14 protein-coding genes are annotated in these 17,520 nt (G+C 64.1%); 9 read left to right on the forward strand and 5 right to left on the reverse strand.

Annotated features, from left to right (window positions below):
- Positions 1-288 precede the first annotated feature (288 nt).
- A complete protein-coding gene (locus ABB29_RS02055) occupies positions 289-2,475 on the reverse strand; it encodes a translocation/assembly module TamB domain-containing protein (RefSeq protein WP_157062455.1) in 2,187 nt (728 codons plus the stop codon).
- 122 nt (positions 2,476-2,597) lie between these two features.
- Here ABB29_RS02055 and scpC point away from each other — a divergent pair, with 122 nt between their 5' ends.
- Positions 2,598-4,118, forward strand: a complete 1,521-nt coding sequence (gene scpC, locus ABB29_RS02060) for a succinyl-CoA:acetate CoA-transferase ScpC (RefSeq protein ID WP_057656958.1) — start codon at positions 2,598-2,600, stop codon at positions 4,116-4,118.
- 10 nt (positions 4,119-4,128) lie between these two features.
- Here the strand turns inward: scpC and ABB29_RS02065 are convergent, their stop codons facing one another.
- The gene (locus ABB29_RS02065) at positions 4,129-5,202 is read right to left on the reverse strand and encodes a 3-deoxy-7-phosphoheptulonate synthase (protein WP_057656959.1); all 1,074 of its coding nucleotides are present in this window, start codon (positions 5,200-5,202) and stop codon (positions 4,129-4,131) included.
- Between the two features lie 245 nt (positions 5,203-5,447).
- Positions 5,448-7,877 (reverse strand): tetratricopeptide repeat protein, encoded by a 2,430-nt coding sequence (locus ABB29_RS02070; protein ID WP_170185835.1) that lies wholly within the window; start codon positions 7,875-7,877, stop codon positions 5,448-5,450.
- A gap of 212 nt (positions 7,878-8,089) precedes the next feature.
- On the opposite strand from ABB29_RS02070, the gene ABB29_RS02075 reads away from it, so the two are divergent.
- The 4 genes from ABB29_RS02075 (at position 8,090) to ABB29_RS02090 (ending at position 10,917) form a co-directional block, all read left to right on the forward strand.
- Positions 8,090-8,506 carry a thioredoxin family protein gene (locus tag ABB29_RS02075; protein WP_170185836.1) on the forward strand — a complete coding sequence of 139 codons (417 nt, stop codon included), beginning with the start codon at positions 8,090-8,092 and terminating at the stop codon, positions 8,504-8,506.
- Positions 8,506-9,234: a cytochrome c biogenesis CcdA family protein gene (locus ABB29_RS02080; RefSeq protein ID WP_057656962.1), complete on the forward strand. Its 729-nt coding sequence runs from the start codon at positions 8,506-8,508 to the stop codon at positions 9,232-9,234. The genes ABB29_RS02075 and ABB29_RS02080 overlap by 1 nt, the downstream gene beginning before the upstream one ends.
- A gap of 133 nt (positions 9,235-9,367) precedes the next feature.
- A complete protein-coding gene (locus ABB29_RS02085) occupies positions 9,368-10,357 on the forward strand; it encodes a DUF2145 domain-containing protein (protein ID WP_245622512.1) in 990 nt (329 codons plus the stop codon).
- 74 nt (positions 10,358-10,431) lie between these two features.
- Complete coding sequence (locus ABB29_RS02090; protein ID WP_157062457.1) at positions 10,432-10,917, forward strand: hypothetical protein; 486 nt, start codon at positions 10,432-10,434, stop codon at positions 10,915-10,917.
- Between the two features lie 261 nt (positions 10,918-11,178).
- On the opposite strand, the gene groL is transcribed toward ABB29_RS02090, so the two are convergent.
- Positions 11,179-12,828: a chaperonin GroEL gene (gene groL, locus ABB29_RS02095; protein WP_057656965.1), complete on the reverse strand. Its 1,650-nt coding sequence runs from the start codon at positions 12,826-12,828 to the stop codon at positions 11,179-11,181.
- Positions 12,829-12,885: 57 nt separating this feature from the next.
- A complete protein-coding gene (groES, locus tag ABB29_RS02100) occupies positions 12,886-13,176 on the reverse strand; it encodes a co-chaperone GroES (protein ID WP_057656966.1) in 291 nt (96 codons plus the stop codon).
- A 283-nt stretch (positions 13,177-13,459) separates the two neighbouring features.
- On the opposite strand from groES, the gene cutA reads away from it, so the two are divergent.
- The 4 genes from cutA to ABB29_RS02120 all read left to right on the forward strand — a co-directional run bounded on the left by cutA (position 13,460) and on the right by ABB29_RS02120 (position 17,508).
- Entirely contained in the window at positions 13,460-13,783 is a 324-nt protein-coding gene (gene cutA / locus ABB29_RS02105; RefSeq protein ID WP_057657109.1) for a divalent-cation tolerance protein CutA, read from the forward strand.
- A gap of 4 nt (positions 13,784-13,787) precedes the next feature.
- Positions 13,788-16,160 carry a protein-disulfide reductase DsbD family protein gene (locus tag ABB29_RS02110; protein ID WP_057656967.1) on the forward strand — a complete coding sequence of 791 codons (2,373 nt, stop codon included), beginning with the start codon at positions 13,788-13,790 and terminating at the stop codon, positions 16,158-16,160.
- A gap of 37 nt (positions 16,161-16,197) precedes the next feature.
- Complete coding sequence (locus ABB29_RS02115) at positions 16,198-16,803, forward strand: TlpA family protein disulfide reductase (RefSeq protein WP_057657110.1); 606 nt, start codon at positions 16,198-16,200, stop codon at positions 16,801-16,803.
- 177 nt (positions 16,804-16,980) lie between these two features.
- A complete protein-coding gene (locus ABB29_RS02120) occupies positions 16,981-17,508 on the forward strand; it encodes a PH domain-containing protein (protein WP_057656968.1) in 528 nt (175 codons plus the stop codon).
- The last annotated feature ends 12 nt before the right edge of the window (positions 17,509-17,520 follow it).

Here is a 17,520-nt window from a genome sequence, read left to right on the forward strand (position 1 = left end):
ACGGGCCTTGGGGCATAAAAAAAGCCCGCAATGGCTGGGCCATTAACGGGCTTGCTCCCTCCCCCACGTCGGGATGCAGGTGCATCGTGATCAGCCTCCGTGGTTCTTGCACGCTGCACTGCAAAACAGTACTGGCCGGTTCAGCAGAGGCCTGTCGCACGGCCAGCCTGAAGGCCTTGCACGGCGGCGATGTTACCGATAACAGACCAATTCCAGGGCCCGACCGGGTTGGACACGCAGGTGCTTCTGTGACCAAGCTGAACAGGACACAGTGCGCAAAACCTCAGGTTACGGCCGGAACGGCGGCTGGGCGTCATACCAGCGCCGCGCCCGGACCAGATGCAGGGTGTGCTGCTGATCGCGCACTTCCATGCCCATGCTCAGCACACCCCATTTGGCGAACAGACGGCCCTGCCGCGATTTGCCGCGCAGACGCAGGTTGGCCTCCAGTTCGAAGCGCTGGTTGTTGGCCTTCAGCGGCGCCATGATCAAGGTGTCACCATCCCAGCGCACGCGACCCTCGACCTGGGCCTGGCCGGCATTGATCAGGCGGTCGATCCAGCCGGGGAAATCGCGCTTGCCGGAAAACAGCGCCAGCACCAGGCTGACATCCTTCATCTTGATCTGCGCGCTGCCGGACATGTCGAGTGGCTGCTGCCAGTGCATGCGTGCTTTTGGCAGCAGCAGGGTCGCCCACCAGCCCTGGTGGCGCTGGCCGCCGGCTTCGCTGAAAGCGGCGCGCTTGATGCTCATCCGGGTGCCGTCGAGGACAAAGCTGCGCTGCTTGAGATCCGCGCGTTGCAGGCGGGTCGTCAGGTCGATGTCGGCGCGCATCCGCAGACCGGCTACTTCCAGCGCGGTCTGGCTGCCGGCCACCCGCAGCCAGCCGCTGCCAATGCCGCCACTGCCGTCCAGCGACACATCAGCGGACACCTTGCCTGCGCCATCGACGAATCGCAGCTGCTGCTGCGGCAGGTAACGGTTGTAAATACTCAAGGCTGGAACCCGCGCGTCGGTGAACTGCAGACGCGCCTGGAAGTTGTCCCTGAAGTCGCGAACCTTGCCACCGACCAGCACCGACATGCGCATGTTGTTGCCACGCGCATAGACTGGCGAATCAGGCTGGCTGCCGGCCTGCATCGCGTAATCCTTCATGCTGACTTCCATGCGCGTGACCGGGGTGTCGTCGGCAGCGCGCTCCAGGGTCACATGCGCCTGCGCGCGACCGTTGATGCGGTTGCCCATCACCAGCGCCTGCACGCCGATGTCGGGCACATCGACGCGACTGCCGGCGACCGGCTTGCCATCACGCAGTTGCAGATCGGCATCGACCCGGCCGGCGCCATCCAGCGAGATCCATGGCGCGGCGACGAACATCTCGTCCAGCCAGCGCAGCGAGACGAACTGCCAGCTGCCCTGTAGCTTGCCCGATGCCAATGGCAACAACGCCTGCCACTGGCCATCCAGCGGCAGCCGGTTGCTGGCAATCCGCATGTCGGCATCGAGATACAGTTCCGCCTCGGCACTGCGCGGCAGCCGGGCCGTGAACTGCAACTGCCTGTCCACCCGCGCATCCACCAGCAGAGTATTGCGGTGGGTTCCGCCCAGTGTATCGGTCAGCTGCCACGGCACGTTCAACGACAACAGGCTGCCGGGGCGCAGCACCGCGCCATCCAGGCCGACGTCCAGCCGCAGTTGTCCGTGGCCGGTGCCGGTCGACAACCTCGGCGGTGCGTCGGCCAGTGCAACCGCCTTGACCGCTGGCGTGGTCCCGCGCAGTTTCAGGCGACCGCTGATCGGCTCCAGCTTGCGCATGCCCGGCAGCGCCGATGTGCGGGTGCGCGCCATGCTCATCTGCAGATCCAGTTCGCCGTCGTCGAGCACCACCTGTCCTTTGTGCTGCAGGGTGACCCCGGACAGGGTCAGCTGGCTGGGCGCGATCGCCATTGCGCCACCGCGGAAGTGCTTGTCGAAGCCGCCGCGTAACGTACCCTTTCCGGTCAGCAGCCAGTCACCGGCCTGTACCCGCCGCACCCCACTGGCCTGCACCGCGTCCATCACCACCGCCCATGCATTGGCTGCCGGTGGCGCCGGATCCATACTGGTCGCACCGCGGGCGACCGTCGCATCCACGTCGCTGGCGCTAAGCTCGCTGATCCGGATCTGCTTTTTGAACAACGCCAAGGCCGACAGCGTGCCCTCCGCGCGGCCCGCATTGACCTGCCAGCGCACGCGTTTGTAATGGCCGATGGCCGAGGCATCGCGCAGGTGCATGCGCAATGGCCACAGCGTATAGCCGTGGCTCCATTGCAGCTGGAATCTGTCCGGCTTGCGATTGACGACCCATTCGCCGATGCCGGTGTTGAGGAAGACATTGCCGACCAGCAGATAACCCGCATAGGCCAACAACAGCGTCCATGCCGTCCTGCGCAGCCAGCGCGGCGGCCTCCTTCGTTGCTTCGAGACGGCGTCCATGCAGCCAGCATGCCTGATCGGCGCGGCGACGCAAATGCACAGATGATCCGGCCCTAAACGACGGCCTCACCGGTCAGCGCCAACGGGGCGATAATCAGTGCTCCCCATCCGGAACACCGCCCATGTCCAGCGAACGCATCCTCGACTCGCGCCTGCGCGAGCGGGTGGTCAGCGCCGCCGAGGCCGCCGATTTGATCCAGCCCGGTGAGACCGTGGCGATGAGCGGTTTCACCGGCTCGGGTTATCCCAAGCAGGTGCCGCTGGCGCTGGCCGAACGCATCGACCGCTACCACCAGGCCGGGCAGCCGTTCCAGATACGGCTGCTGACCGGCGCCTCGACCGCTCCGGAACTGGATGGCGTGCTGGCCAAGGTCGATGGCATCGCCCTGCGACTGCCCTTCCAGGCCGACCCGGATGCCCGCAAGCGCATCAATGACGGCCGGCTGGAATACATGGACACCCACCTGAGCCATGTCGCCCAGCACACCTGGTTCGGTTTCTATGGCGACATCGACACCGCGGTGATCGAGGTCTCCAGCATCCGCGCCGATGGTTCGCTGGTACCGGCGACGTCGGTCGGCAACAACAAGACCTGGCTGGACCTGGCACGCAAGGTCATCATCGAAGTCAATGAATGGCAACCGCGCGACGTCGAAGGCATGCACGATGTCTATTACGGCACCGCGCTGCCACCGCATCGCAAACCGATCCCACTGGTCAATCCGAATGACCGCATTGGTGAAACCGCACTCCGCTGTGACCCGGACAAAATCGTCGCGGTGGTGCGTACCGACGCTGCGGATCGCAACAGTCCGTTCAATCCGCCGGATGCGGCCAGCGAACAGATTGCCGCGTACCTGATTGAATTCCTCCAGCGCGAGGTCAGCCGTGGCCGGTTGCCGGCGCAGCTGCTGCCGCTGCAATCGGGAGTCGGCAACATTCCCAACGCGGTGCTGGCCGGACTGGCTGCCAGCGGCTTCCGCGACCTGACCGCCTACACCGAAGTGATCCAGGACGGCATGCTGGATCTGCTGCGCGATGGCACCCTGAAACATGCGTCATGCACCGGCTTTGCACTGAGCCCGGAAGCCAACGAGGAATTCAAGCGCAATCTCGATTTCTATCGTTCACGCATCGTCATGCGCACCCAGGAGATCTCCAATCATCCGGAAATCATCCGCAGGCTCGGCTGCATCTGCATGAACGGTATGATCGAAGCGGATCTGTACGGCAACGTCAATTCGACCCATGTCATGGGCTCGCGGATCCAGAACGGCATCGGCGGTTCCGGCGATTTTGCCCGCAACGGTTATCTGTCGATATTCCTCAGTCCCAGCACCGCCAAACAAGGCAGCATCTCGGCGCTGGTACCGATGGTCAGCCATGTCGATCACACCGAGCATGACGTCTCGATCATCGTCACCGAACAGGGGCTGGCGGATCTACGCGGGCTGTCGCCGAAACAGCGCGCGCGCCTGCTGATCGAACGCTGCACACATCCGGACTATCGCGACCTGCTGGCCGACTACTACGATCGCGCACTGCATCACAGCTATGGCAGGCACACGCCGCATCTACTGGCCGAAGCCCTGTCCTGGCATCAACGCTGGCTCGACACCGGCAGCATGCAGCCGGGCGGCTGAGCCCGGCGGCTCAGGCCGCCTGCGATAGCACCTGCTGGCGACGCGCGCGCACCGCCGCGGCCAGCTCGTGCAGCACCTGCACCGAGGTATCCCAATCAATGCAGCCGTCGGTGATGCTCTGCCCGTAGACCAGCGGCTTGCCGGCTTGCAGATCCTGGCGACCGGCGAGCAGATGGCTTTCGACCATCACCCCGATGATGCGTTGTTCGCCGGCCTGCAATTGCCGGCAGATGTCAGCGACCACCGCCGGCTGGTTGTCCGGGTTCTTGCCGCTGTTGGCATGGCTGGCATCGATCATCAAGCGCGCTGGCAGGCCCGCGTTGGCCAGCACCTGGCTGGCCACCTGGATGCTGTCGGCGTCGTAGTTGGGAGTCTTGCCGCCACGCAGGATGACGTGGCCATCGGGATTGCCGGCAGTGCTGGCAATGGCCGAACGGCCGTCCTTGTTGACCGCCAGGAAATGATGCGGATGCGAGGCCGCGCCGACCGCGTCGACGGCAATCCTGATGTTGCCATCGGTACCGTTCTTGAACCCGACCGGGCATGACAGGCCACTGGCCATTTCGCGATGGACCTGGCTTTCGGTGGTGCGCGCGCCGATCGCGCCCCAGGCGACCAGATCGGAAATGTACTGCGGCGAGATGATGTCCAGGTATTCGCAGCCGGCGGGCAGCCCCATCGCGTTGATGTCACGGAGCAGGCCACGCGCCATCGCCAGGCCTTTGTTGATGTCGAAGCTGCCGTCGAGATCCGGGTCGTTGATCAGGCCTTTCCAGCCGACCGTGGTGCGCGGTTTTTCGAAGTAGACCCGCATGACGATCTCGAGATCTCCGTGCAGTGTTTCACGCATCCCGCGCAGGCGTCGTGCGTACTCCATGGCCGCAGCCGGGTCATGGATCGAGCAGGGGCCGATGACAACCACCAGTCGATCATCCTCGCCGTGCAATATCCGGTGGATCGCCTGGCGTGCCTGGGCGACCACGTCCGATGCGGCCTCCTCGAGTGGCAGTTGCCGGCTCAGTTGCGCTGGCGTCAGCAACGCATCCATCTGGCGGATGCGCAAATCGTCGGTAATCGGGGGCATGGTCAGTCTCGCTTGCAGGTCGTGGGGTAATGGAATCGGCAAAAAAAAACCGCCGGGCTGGCCGGCGGTTTTGAAGAGTGATGTCCTGTTGAATCAGAACGCGTGCACCTCTCCCTCCGCCGGCGGCATCGGAAAGCCGTAATACCAAGCAAAGTAGAGGGCGGCGCGTGTGTTCATGCGATCATTGATAACACAGGTTCCGGGGCGATGCCACGGTTGCAGTTGAAACCGTGGCGTTCGCCACATCAACCATCGGTTTGCATCTGCAGCTGGCGCTGCAGTTCCAGCGCACGCGGGTCATCGGGTGCGGCTTCCAGCAGGCGGGTGGCGAATATCCGCGCCTGCGCCAGATCGCCACTGTCGCGGGCGAATGATGCCCTTGCGAACAGCAGATCCGGCTGGTTGGGACGACGTTGCAGGCCGGCATCCAGCACCGCGTTGCTGGCCTGCAACTGGCCGGCCGAGTGCAGCGCCACTGCGTAGACATAGACAATCTGCATGTTGTCCGGTGCCTGCCGGACCGCACGCTGCAGCAATTGCAACGCGGCCGGGCTGTCGCCGGCGCGCACCCGTTGCAAGGCGTAGGCGTACAGCAGGTCCGGCTGCTCCGGCAATCGTTTCAGGCCCTGTTCCAGTATCTGCTGGCCCTGGCCGTCGCGGCCGCTGGCGCGGTACAGATCGGCCAGGTTGATATAGCTGGCGGCAAAGTCCGGGTTGAGCCGCAAGGCAGTCTGCAAATCGGCTTCGGCCTGCAAGGCCTCACCCTGCCTGGCATGGATGTTGGCCAGGTTGACGTGGGCTTCGGCGCGCGAGGCGGTGGCCTGCTGGCCAGCTTCGTAATCCTTGATCGCCGCCAGCAGCGCGCCATCGCGGCCAGCCGGCAGTTGCGCCGGCGGCGTCCCCGCCAGTGCCTGCCCGGCCGTTGCCCGCACCGCCAGCAGCGGGTCATCCAGCAGCCGGAATGCCGCTGCCGGTGGGCTCGCACCGGCCGGCAATGCATCGATCGCCGCCATCCGCACCAGTGGGCTGGGGTCGCTCAGGCCCTTGTTGATGGCGCGCAGCAATGCGTTGCCGGGATACTGGCGTAGCTCCTGCAATGCGGTCGCACGGGCGATGGCCGGGGTCTGCGGGTTGTCGAATACCGCTGTCAGCTGCGCGGCAGCGTCGGCGGCGCCGTGACGGGCGGCATGGAACGCCGTCGCCCACTGCTGGAAGCCCTTGCGCTGCGGCCCATGCCAGCGTTCGACCGCCTGCGCCGCCCAGCGGTCATCCTTGTCGGCGTGGCAGCTCTGGCAGGCGTTCGGGGTACCGATGCTGACACTCAGATCCGGCCGTGGCACGCGGAAACTATGGTCGCGACGCGGGTCATTGACCATGTAGGTGCGCGCCGGCATGTGGCAGTCCACGCATTGGCTGCCATCGCCTTTGCCGTCGCCGTTCGTGCCGCTTTGGGTGCTTGCCTGGTGGAAATGGTGCTTGGGCGTGTCATAGGTCGCCGGTGCATGGCATTGGGTGCAGGTGGCGTTGCCCTGCAGTTTCAACTGGCCGGTATGCGGATTGTGGCAATCGCTGCAGGTCACGCCCTGCGCATACATCTTCGACTGCAGGAACGAGCCGTGGATGAACACCTCGTCCTTCTGCTGGCCATCGTCGAAATACAGGTCCTCGGTGAGCAGCGAAAGATTGTGGGTATCCAGCAGCTGTCCGGTCGGCCCTGGCTGGCTGCTGATCGAGTAGCGCCGCGAATGGCAGACCGCGCAGGTTTCGGCTTCGGTATGGTTGGCCAGCGGCTGGCTGCGATGGACGTTGCCGGTACCCGCGGTCGGCAGCCAGCTGCCCTGGCGGCGTGCATCCAGGGCAATCGACAGGCCTTTGTCGGCAGTGGCCGCCGGCGCGCCGCCATTGGCCCATGCCAGGTGATTGCTGCCGGGGCCATGGCAGGTCTCGCAGCCGACGCTGATCTCGCTCCAGGTGGTGGCGAAGCGGTTGTCGTCGACATTGAAGTTGCGGCGCAGATTGGTCGAATGGCAGTCGGCGCACATGTAGTTCCAGTTCTGCTGCGGACCGGTCCAGTGCAGCTCATCGCGGAAATCGATTTTCTCGTCCGGGTACATGTGGAACCAGTGTTGCCCGCCCTGCGCCGCATCGCGGGTGTCCCAGGCAATCGGCAACGCCTGTACCCGGCCGTCGGCGAACGCGACCAGATACTGCTGCAGCGGATACAGCCCGAAGGTATAGGCAATCCTGAAATCGGCGAGCTTGCCGTCGGCGCCATCGGTGTTGACCCAGAACTCATCGCCGCGCTTGAAGAAACGACTGGTCACGCCGTTGTGGACGAAGCGGGTGTCGTTGAAATCGGCCAGCACGGTCTGCGCATTGGCGTGCTGCATGGCCTTGGCGTGCTGTGATTGCTGCCAGTCGCGGGTGGCATCGGCGTGGCAGCTGCTGCATTGCTGCGAGCCGACATAATGCGCCGCTTGCGCATTGGTGGTCGCCGGTGTCGTCGCCGGCGGCGATTTGCCCGATCGCCAGTACAACGCCAGTGCGCCCAGCAGCGCCAGCATCAATGCAGCGACCACGATCCACGTGTGGCGCTTCCATCCTGGTTTGCCTGCGGCATCGGTCGCCACGTCCACCGTCGCGGGGTTCGTGGGTGCCGGCTTTTTCCTTTTCATCGTGGCGCTTGTCTGTCGTACGGCGATGACACAGTTTGCCACGCCGGCAACGTTTGACGACCCGCACGATCGCCGGCGACCGGCATTTGTCCTGCCCGCCCGGATTGCCGACCGCCTGAACAGTTTGCCAACCGGCGAAGCCGCCATGCGCACCCTTGGCCAGGCCGCGGCGCTCTTTACAGCGTTCGATAACCTGAAAGGAACCCATGACCATGAAGAAATTTGCAGTTGCCGCACTGCTCGCCCTGTTGGCGGCAGCCCCGGCCGCGTTTGCCGCCGATGCCTTCCAGCCTTATACCCAGGCCAAGTTCGACGCCTTGCAAAGCCAGGGCAAGACCGTGCTGGTCGACGTTTATGCACCCTGGTGTCCGACCTGCCGCGCACAATCTCCGATCCTGGAAAAGCTGCTAAAGGAAAAGCCGCTGCAACAGATCGTCGCCCTGCGCCTGGACTGGGATGATCAGCGCGAGCAGGCACGTGCGATGGGCGCACCGCGGCAGAGTACGTTGTTTGTCTACCGCAACGGCAGCAAGCTGGGCACTTCGGTCGCCGAGACCAACGAAGCGCGGCTGCGTGAGTTCCTGACCAGCAGCGCCGGCAAGAGCGCAGCGAACCGGGACCCGCGCTGATGGATCTGGGCGCCACCACGCTGGGGCTGGCATTGCTGGCCGGACTGCTGACCACCTTGTCGCCATGCGTATTGCCAATCCTGCCGATGGTGGCGTCCTCGGCCAGCGGTCGCAGTCGCTGGGGACTCGTCACCCTGGCACTGGGACTGGCAACCTCGTTCACCGTGATCGGGGTGGTGGTGACCAGCAGTGGCCAGCTGCTGGGCATCGATGAAGCCAACCTGCGCCGCATCGCCGGCATCCTGATGCTGCTGGTCGGCGCGGTGCTGGTGGTGCCGGTGCTGCAGCAGGGGCTGGAGCGCATCACCGGCCGCCTCGGCAACGCCGGTGGCAACGCGATGGCGCGCATACGCAGTGATCATCCCGCTGCGCAGTTCGTGGTCGGTGCGCTGCTCGGCGTCGCCTGGAGTCCCTGCGTCGGCCCGACCCTGGGCGCGGCGATTGCATTGGCCGCCCAGGGCCAAAGCCTTGCCGAAGTGGCGGTGGTGATGGCGGTCTTCAGCCTGGCCGCGGTGCTGCCGCTGGTGCTGATCGGTGCGGCCTCGCGCAGCCTGTTCAATCGTCACCGCGACACCCTGATCAGCGCCGGCCAATGGGGTCGCAAGCTGATGGGCTGGAGTCTGCTGCTGATCGGCCTGATGGTGCTGACCGGATTCGACAAGGTACTGGAAGCCTGGCTGCTGGGCATCACCCCGCAGTGGCTGATCGAATTAACCACGCGGTTCTGAAGCAACGTAGTAGATCAGCGTCTTCTGTCGCTGTTCCCGCAAGAGCGAGGCGCCGAACGACCCGACAACTGTCGGTATTGAAAATGCTCTCGCGGGGACGGCGACGCTTTTCCCCACGTATGCTCCCTGCTACATGCAGCCAGCCTGGTCTGTGGTCAGGCTTTCTTTCTTTGCGATGGCAATCGCCGTTAATTGTAAATTGCCGGAGGGGTCACGGCACTGCTACAACGCCGGGACCGGCCAAGCCCGCCTTGGCGATAGCAGGAATCACCGCGACATGAAACTGCAGCGAAGCATCATCGCCCTTGTGGCGCTCATCTGGCTTTGTCCAGCAGTCCAGGCGGTGGCAGCCCCGTGCGAGCCGCGTTACCCACCGTCACAACAACTGGCGACGATTTACGACAGCGCATTGCTGTTGCAGAAGCAGTTGGAGACACTGCCTGACCACGTACAGGTGGTGTTGCTGGCGCGGGCGGGACAGGATCTGAGCAGATTCAATCTCCGCTACAGTCATATGGGTTTTGCTGTCCGCGCGGGCAACGATTCTCGCTGGCGCAGCATCCATCTGCTGAATCGCTGTGCCAGCGACCGCTCGGATCTGTATGACGAAGGACTGGTCAATTTTGTCGGCGAAAGCGCCCTCCGTGACGGCATACTGTTGGCAATTCCAACCATGGAATTGCAGCAACGCCTGTATCCACTGTTGATACAAAGCGACGGCCTGGCCCGGGCTGTCCATGACCCGCGCTACAGTGCTTTGGCCTATCCGTTTGCCACTGAATTCCAGAATTCCAATCAGTGGATTCTGGAAGTCATCGCCGCCGCACAGATGGGCCTGTCGGCCGATGACAGAAGCAATCCGGAATTGCGGCCACTGCTGCAAAGCTGGCTGAAGGCAAACAAGTACCAACCTTCGCGTCTGCATATCAAATTGCATGAGCGCATTGCCGCGCGCGCAGGTGTCGCCAATGTCGCGGTCGTCGATCACCCGGCCGGCGAACGTCTGTCCGGCGATTACTCGGTGGTCACGGTGAAGTCGGTCATCGATTTTCTGCAAAGCCAGCACTGGCTGGACAGCCAGCAACATGTCGCCAACGTCACCACTGAAGGTTCATCGCCATGAAGCGTCCCTGTCATGCCTGCCTGTGCGGGCTGCTGATCAGCCTGCTGGCGAGTTCACCGGTCAATGCCGGCGAGATGAACGCCTCCGAACAGTCGGCGCTTTCGGTCACGATATTGGTCTCACTGCCGGTATTTGCGGTGATTGGCAGTGCTAGCCTTGCTGTCGAACCGTCTGTCAAAGCCATCGACGACAGTCTGAGCGCTCCCGATCCAACCGGTCCCGAACGGAAAACCGCTACCCGCGCCGCGACCGAGCCTCCAGCGACAATGCAAGTGGTCGAGGTTACCCGTACCGCCGAAGGCAATCGCCAGGTCATCTTGCAAGGCATCGCCGATAACGCCGAACCGGAGCAAGCCCAGGCTGCGGCGGAATACAAAGCCAGCCTGACCTGGCCGGCACTGGACATCGATCCCAGCACGGACTACAAAGCCGGTGAAATCGTCCACTTCAGCGCCAGCAAAGGCGGATCCGGCTGGTTGATCCGCAATGCCGCACAACAGGTGATTGGGTTCATCCCCAACGCTGCGATCCAGAGCCAGGCCTTCAGCGAACGCTGGTAGCCCGCCCCCCCCCCGTAGAGCGGAGCTTGCTCCGCTGCTAGCCGTGCCGCGTTCGCATTTTTATCCTGATGAAGTACTTCAACGGAGCTTGCTCCGCTGTTCTATCCGCCACGTCCACGTCTCTATCGCTTGCTGGATTTTTCAGCGGAGCAAGCTCCGCTCTACGCGGGTGGGGTAATCGGAGCGCTGATGACAGATAAAAAAAACCCCGTCTTGCGACGGGGTTTTTGTGTTGCTTGAGGGTATTGCCGGATGACTGGATTAGAAACCCATGCCGCCCATGCCACCCATACCGCCCATGTCACCACCGGCGGGCATGGCGGGCTCTTCCTTCTTCGGCGCATCGGCCACCATGGCTTCGGTGGTGATCATCAGGCCGGCGATCGAGGCCGCGTTCTGCAGTGCCGAACGGGTGACCTTGGTCGGGTCGAGGATGCCGAATTCGATCATGTCGCCGAATTCACCGTTGGCGGCGTTGTAGCCGAAGTTACCCTTGCCTTCCTTGACCTTGTTGACGATCACGGACGGCTCTTCACCGGCATTGGTGACGATTTCGCGCAGCGGGGCTTCCATCGCGCGCATGGCGATCTGGATACCGTGGGTCTGCTCTTCGTTGTCACCCTTCAGCTGGCCAATGGCCTGCAGCGCGCGAATCAGAGCCACGCCACCGCCGGGGACCACGCCTTCTTCGACTGCCGCACGGGTTGCGTGCAGAGCGTCTTCGACGCGGGCCTTCTTTTCCTTCATTTCGATTTCGGTCGAGGCACCGACCTTGATCACGGCCACGCCGCCGGCCAGCTTGGCCACGCGTTCCTGCAGCTTCTCACGGTCGTAGTCGGAAGAGGTTTCTTCGATCTGCGCCTTGATCTGGCCGATACGGGCCTGGATGCGGTCGGCTTCGCCGGCACCGTCGATGATGGTGGTGTTTTCCTTCGAGACCACGACCTTCTTGGCCCGGCCCAGATCGTTGATGGTGGCCTTTTCCAGCTGCAGGCCGACTTCCTCGGAGATCACGGTGCCGTTGGTCAGGGTGGCGATGTCTTCGAGGATGGCCTTGCGGCGATCACCGAAGCCCGGCGCCTTGACCGCGGCCACCTTGACGATGCCACGGATGGTGTTGACCACCAGCGTCGCCAGCGCTTCGCCTTCGACTTCCTCGGCCACGATCAACAGCGGCTTGCCAGCCTTGGCCACGCCTTCCAGCACCGGCAGCAGTTCGCGCACGTTGCTGACCTTCTTGTCGTGGATCAGGATGAAGGGGTCGTCGAATTCAACCTGCTGGCTCTGCTGGTTGTTGATGAAGTACGGCGACAGGTAGCCGCGATCGAACTGCATGCCTTCGACCACGTCCAGTTCGTTTTCCAGGCCCGAACCTTCTTCAACCGTGATCACGCCTTCCTTGCCGACCTTCTTCATCGCTTCGGCGATGATGTCGCCGATGTTGCTGTCGGAGTTGGCCGAGATGGTACCGACCTGGGCAATGGCCTTGTCGTCGGCGGTCGGCTTGGACAGGCTCTTCAGCTCGGCCACCGCGGCCTTGACGGCCTGGTCGATACCGCGCTTGAGGTCCATCGGGTTCATGCCGGCGGCCACGGCCTTGGCGCCTTCGCGGATCAGGGCCTGGGCCAGCACGGTGGCGGTGGTGGTGCCGTCACCGGCATTGTCGGAGGTCTTGGAAGCGACTTCCTTGACCATCTGCGCGCCCATGTTCTCGAACTTGTCAGCCAGCTCGATTTCCTTGGCGACGGAGACGCCGTCCTTGGTGATGGTCGGAGCGCCGTAGCTCTTTTCCAGTACGACGTTGCGGCCCTTCGGGCCGAGAGTTGCTTTGACGGCGTTGGCGAGCACGTTGACACCGCGCACCATGCGCGAACGAGCGTCTTCACCGAAACGAATATCTTTGGCAGCCATTTGCGATTACCTCAGTAGATCTAACGAATAAGGGATGGAATCGGGGAGCGTCGCGGCTCAGCCCAGCACGGCGAAGATGTCGTCTTCTTTGACGACCAGGTATTCGGTGCCGTCCAGCTTCACTTCGGTGCCGCTGTACTTGCCGAACAGCACCTTGTCACCGACCTTGACCACCGGCGCGCGCACGTTGCCGTTGTCCAGCACCTTGCCGGCGCCGACAGCGACCACTTCACCCTTGATCGGCTTTTCGGTGGCCGAATCCGGAATCACGATGCCACCTGCGGACAACTTTTCTTCTTCCATACGCTTCAGGACCACGCGGTCGAACAGCGGCTTGATATTGCTCATTTCAATCCTCTTCAAGTGATTGATTACATTGGGAAAGTCGGCGCGATTTTGGCAGTCTGCCTGGGCGACTGCCAGCCTCGCTGGCGTCAAAACCCCGGGCCGGACCCGGGGATGCCTAGGATGTTGGGGACCGATGACAGTCATTCAAGGGGGGCGCGAAAAAAATCTTCCGCGGCCAGCGATGGTCGATTGTGAGCCCGGCAGCGGCGCCTTCGCCTGCTTCTTCGGGCATCGGCCAGGGGCCGTTTGGCTGATCGCCGCCGCCATCTGCGACAATGGCCGCATGTCAGTACACCTTGTATTCTGCACCTGCCCGGACAGCCGGGTGGCCACCGGCATCGCCGAAACCCTGGTCAACGAAGGTCTTGCCGCCTGTGTCAGCCAGTTGCCCGGGATGACCTCGATCTACCGCTGGCAGGGCGCCATCTGCCGCAGCCGCGAGGTGCAGCTGCTGATCAAGACCGGCAGCGGGCAGTCGCAGGCGGCGATGGAACGGATCAAGGCCCTGCACCCGTTTGAACTGCCCGAGATCCTGGTGGTCGAAGCGACGTCAGGCCTGCCCGCCTACCTGGACTGGGTACAGGCCGAAACCCGAAAGGACGTTTGATTCCATGAGGCAGCTTTCCCGCGTCTTGTCCGTGGCCGGCCTGTGGCTGGCCTGCCTGTTGTCATCGCCCGTGCATGCGCTGGAACCGGATGACCTGCTGCCGGTCGACCAGGCCTTCGTGCTGAGCGCCAGCGCGCCGGGCCGTGACCGCATCGAGCTGCACTGGAAGATCACCGACGGCTATTACCTGTACCGGCATCGCACCAGCGTCCAGGTCGCCGCGGGTGGCTTTACTGCCGACAAGCTGCAGATGCCGGCCGGTGATCGCCATGTCGACGAGTTCTTCGGCGAGGTGGAAACCTATCGCCAGCAACTGACCGCGGTGCTGCCGGGCAAGGCCGCCAAGGTTGCCGGCGTGGTCACCCTGAAAGTGCGTTACCAGGGCTGCGCGGATGCCGGCATCTGCTACCCGCCGCAGACCCGCAACGTGCAGGTGACGCTGCCGTCGGCGGCAGTCACCGCCGCCGCGGCCAGGGATGAGTCGGCGGCAGCCACGCAGAGCAGCAGCACGGCCACGTTCAATCCGCTGGCGGCGATCGGCGCGGCCAGCAAGCCGGCACTGGCCGCTGGCATGGACGCGTTGCCGCTGCCGGCCGAGCAGGCCTTCCAGTTCGACGCCATCGCCTTCGATGGCAACCAGCTGCTGCTGCGCTTCACCCCGGCCGCCGGCTACTACCTGTACCGCGACCGCACCCGGATGAGTCTGGCTGGCGCCAACGGCATTGCCCTGCAGTCGCCGCGCTGGCCCAGGGGCACTTCGCACCACGATGAGCACTTTGGCGATGTCGTGGTCTATTTCGATCAGGTCGAGGTGCCGGTGCCGCTGCGGCGCGAGCATGCCGACGCCGCCGATGCGACCCTGCAGGTGACCTTCCAGGGCTGCCAGACCAACGGCATCTGTTATCCGCCGATGACCCGCAGCGTGGCGCTGTCGATACCGGCCGGCACCGCCACCGCCGCCAAGCAGGCGACCGCAACGACCGACCCAGGACCAGGCGAAGCCGACACCGTACCCGACAGCAGTCCGGCAACCGCTGCGACGATCCCCGCCACCGGCACGACGAGCGATGCGGCGCCGGTCATTGGCAACGACCCCGGCAATGCCGGCGTGTCGATGCCCGAAATCCCGCGCACGCTGCCACCGGCCAATGCCGGCAAGACCGGCAACCGTGGTGCCGGCAGCCTGTGGCTGGCCCTGCTGCTGGCGCTGGCGGGTGGCCTGATTCTCAACCTGATGCCATGCGTGTTGCCGGTGTTGTCACTGAAAGCGCTGTCATTGGCCAATGGCGACAACGCCCGCCGCGGCGCGCTGTGGTACACCGCCGGGGTGCTGGTCACCTTTGTCGCGGTCGGTGCGCTGGTCATCGCCCTGCGCGCAGCCGGCCAGGCCCTGGGTTGGGGGTTCCAGTTGCAGCAGCCGCTGGTGATCGCGGCGCTGGTCTACATCATCTTCGCGGTCGGACTGAGCCTGTCCGGCGTGTTCGCGGTCGGCTACGGACTGGCCGGCGCCGGCCAGCGCCTGAGCCACCAGTCGGGACCGGCCGGCGACTTTTTCACCGGAGTGCTGGCGGTAGTCGTTGCCAGTCCGTGTACCGCACCGTTCATGGGCGCGGCACTGGCGTTCGCGTTTGCTACTTCGCCGGCGGTCGCGCTGCTGGTGTTCGCGACCTTGGGCCTGGGGCTGGCGCTGCCGTTCCTGCTGATCGGTTTCGTGCCCGCGCTGGCCAACCGCTTGCCACGCCCGGGCGCCTGGATGGAAACGCTGAAACAGGTGCTGGCGTTCCCGATGTACCTGACCGTGGTCTGGCTGTTGTGGGTGCTGGGCAAGCAACGCGGTATCGATGCGGTCGGCCTGGCCCTGATCGGCATGGTATTGCTGGCGCTGGGCCTGTGGTGGTGGCAACGGCTGGCGCTGCGGCGTTCCGGCCTGCAACGCACGTTGGCGGTGCTGGTGATGCTGTCGGCGCTGCTGCCGCTGGCGATGATCCGCACCCTGCCAGCGCCGGCGACCACCACTGTCGCCGACCACGACAATCACGTGCCCTATTCGGCGTCGGCACTGGCGGAATTACGCGCCGACCAGCGGGTGGTGTTCGTCGACATGACCGCCGACTGGTGCGTGACCTGCAAGGCCAACGAAAAAGCCGTGCTCAGCCAACAGGCATTCAAGGACGCCATGCAACAAGCCGACGCGGTCAAGATGGTCGGCGACTGGACCAATGTCGATCCGGCGATCACCGAATTTCTTGAAGCCCATGGCGCGGTCGGCGTGCCGCTGTACGTGGTCTACCCGGCCGACGGTGGCGAGGGCGAGGTACTGCCGACCGTCCTGACCGACGCCATCGTCAGCGATGCGCTGCAACGGGCGCGTCGATGAACTTCGCCTGCGGATCCTGTTGCAGCAACGATCGCTGATGAACGTCACCCCCGCACGCGTGCTGTGGGTCGCGGTCGCCGCCGGTGGCCTTGGCCTGCTGGCCAGCCATTGGTGGGGCCAGCACTCGCCAATCGTCGGCAGCGAGGCTGGCCAGCAGGCGTTGCAGGCGGCACTCGAGGCCAGCGCACCGCCGCCGCCGGCCGGTGTCACCCCGGCCAGGGTCGGGGATCCGATGCCGGCCATCGCGCTGCCGGATCTGCACGGTAACGTCGTCGATCTGGCGACAGCATTTCCGCAACAGCCATTGCTGATCAACGTCTGGGCCAGCTGGTGCGGGCCCTGCATCGAAGAGATGCCGGAACTGCAGCGCTTCGCCAGCCACCAGGGCGCAGACGGCGTGCAGGTGATCGGCCTGGCCCTGGACAACGCCGACGATGTCAGCGCATTCCTGGCCAGGGTGCCGGTCGATTACCCGATCCTGCTCGACAGCCCCGGCCCGGCCGATGCCAGCGTCTGGCTTGGCAATGCCCACGGCGTGTTGCCCTACAGCGTGCTGATCGGCCGCGACGGCCGCATCATCAAACGCAAGGTCGGCCCGTTCGCCCATGACGAGCTCGCTGACTGGACAGCAGCTGCGCGCTGAACCTTCGCGGGTGGACTTGACCCGCCAGTCGCAGTCACGAGCTCGTTATTGTGTGTCAGCTCCCTTGGAACTATCTGGCCTTTTGCGGCTTATTGCAGATAATCTCGGCGCTTCTATTGAAGCAACAGCCTTTGTGCGTGCAACACGCTGGGATTGCCTTAGGCTTGAGGTCGAAATATGAATAAAGTGTTCTCCATTCATGCGTTCAACTGGCAGTCGTCGCTTTTCCTGCTGCTGATGGCGGCATTGCCTGTCGGCATCACCTGGGGCGCGATGCGGCTCGCGCATGCGAGCAAAGCTGGCCCATTGGCGCTGGTGATCCTGCTGCTGATCCTGCCGCTGTTCATCGGTTTGCTCGCACAGCTGTTCTTCGTCAGGGCCAGCATCAAAGGCTCCGTGCTGAGGCTGGGCGGCGGACTTTACTCAATCGATGCACCGTTGGATGCGCTGAAGATTGATCAGATCCGTATCCACCATGGCGCCGATCGTCCCCGTCTGGGTTTACGCAGCAACGGCATTGGCATGCCGGGATTAGCATTGGGTTGGTTCAGAGCAAGCGGCGGACGCAGGATCTTCGCCGTCACCACCAGCCATGCGCCTATCGTCGTCATTCCGACCCATCTCGATTACGACATCTGGGCGAGTCCCCAGCAGGCAGAGCTTTTCGTGGACCGGCTGCAGGTCGCCGCGAGCAAACCGCAATAAGAATGGTTCTTC

This window comes from Pseudoxanthomonas dokdonensis, from assembly GCF_001431405.1.
Lineage (GTDB): Bacteria > Pseudomonadota > Gammaproteobacteria > Xanthomonadales > Xanthomonadaceae > Pseudoxanthomonas_A > Pseudoxanthomonas_A dokdonensis.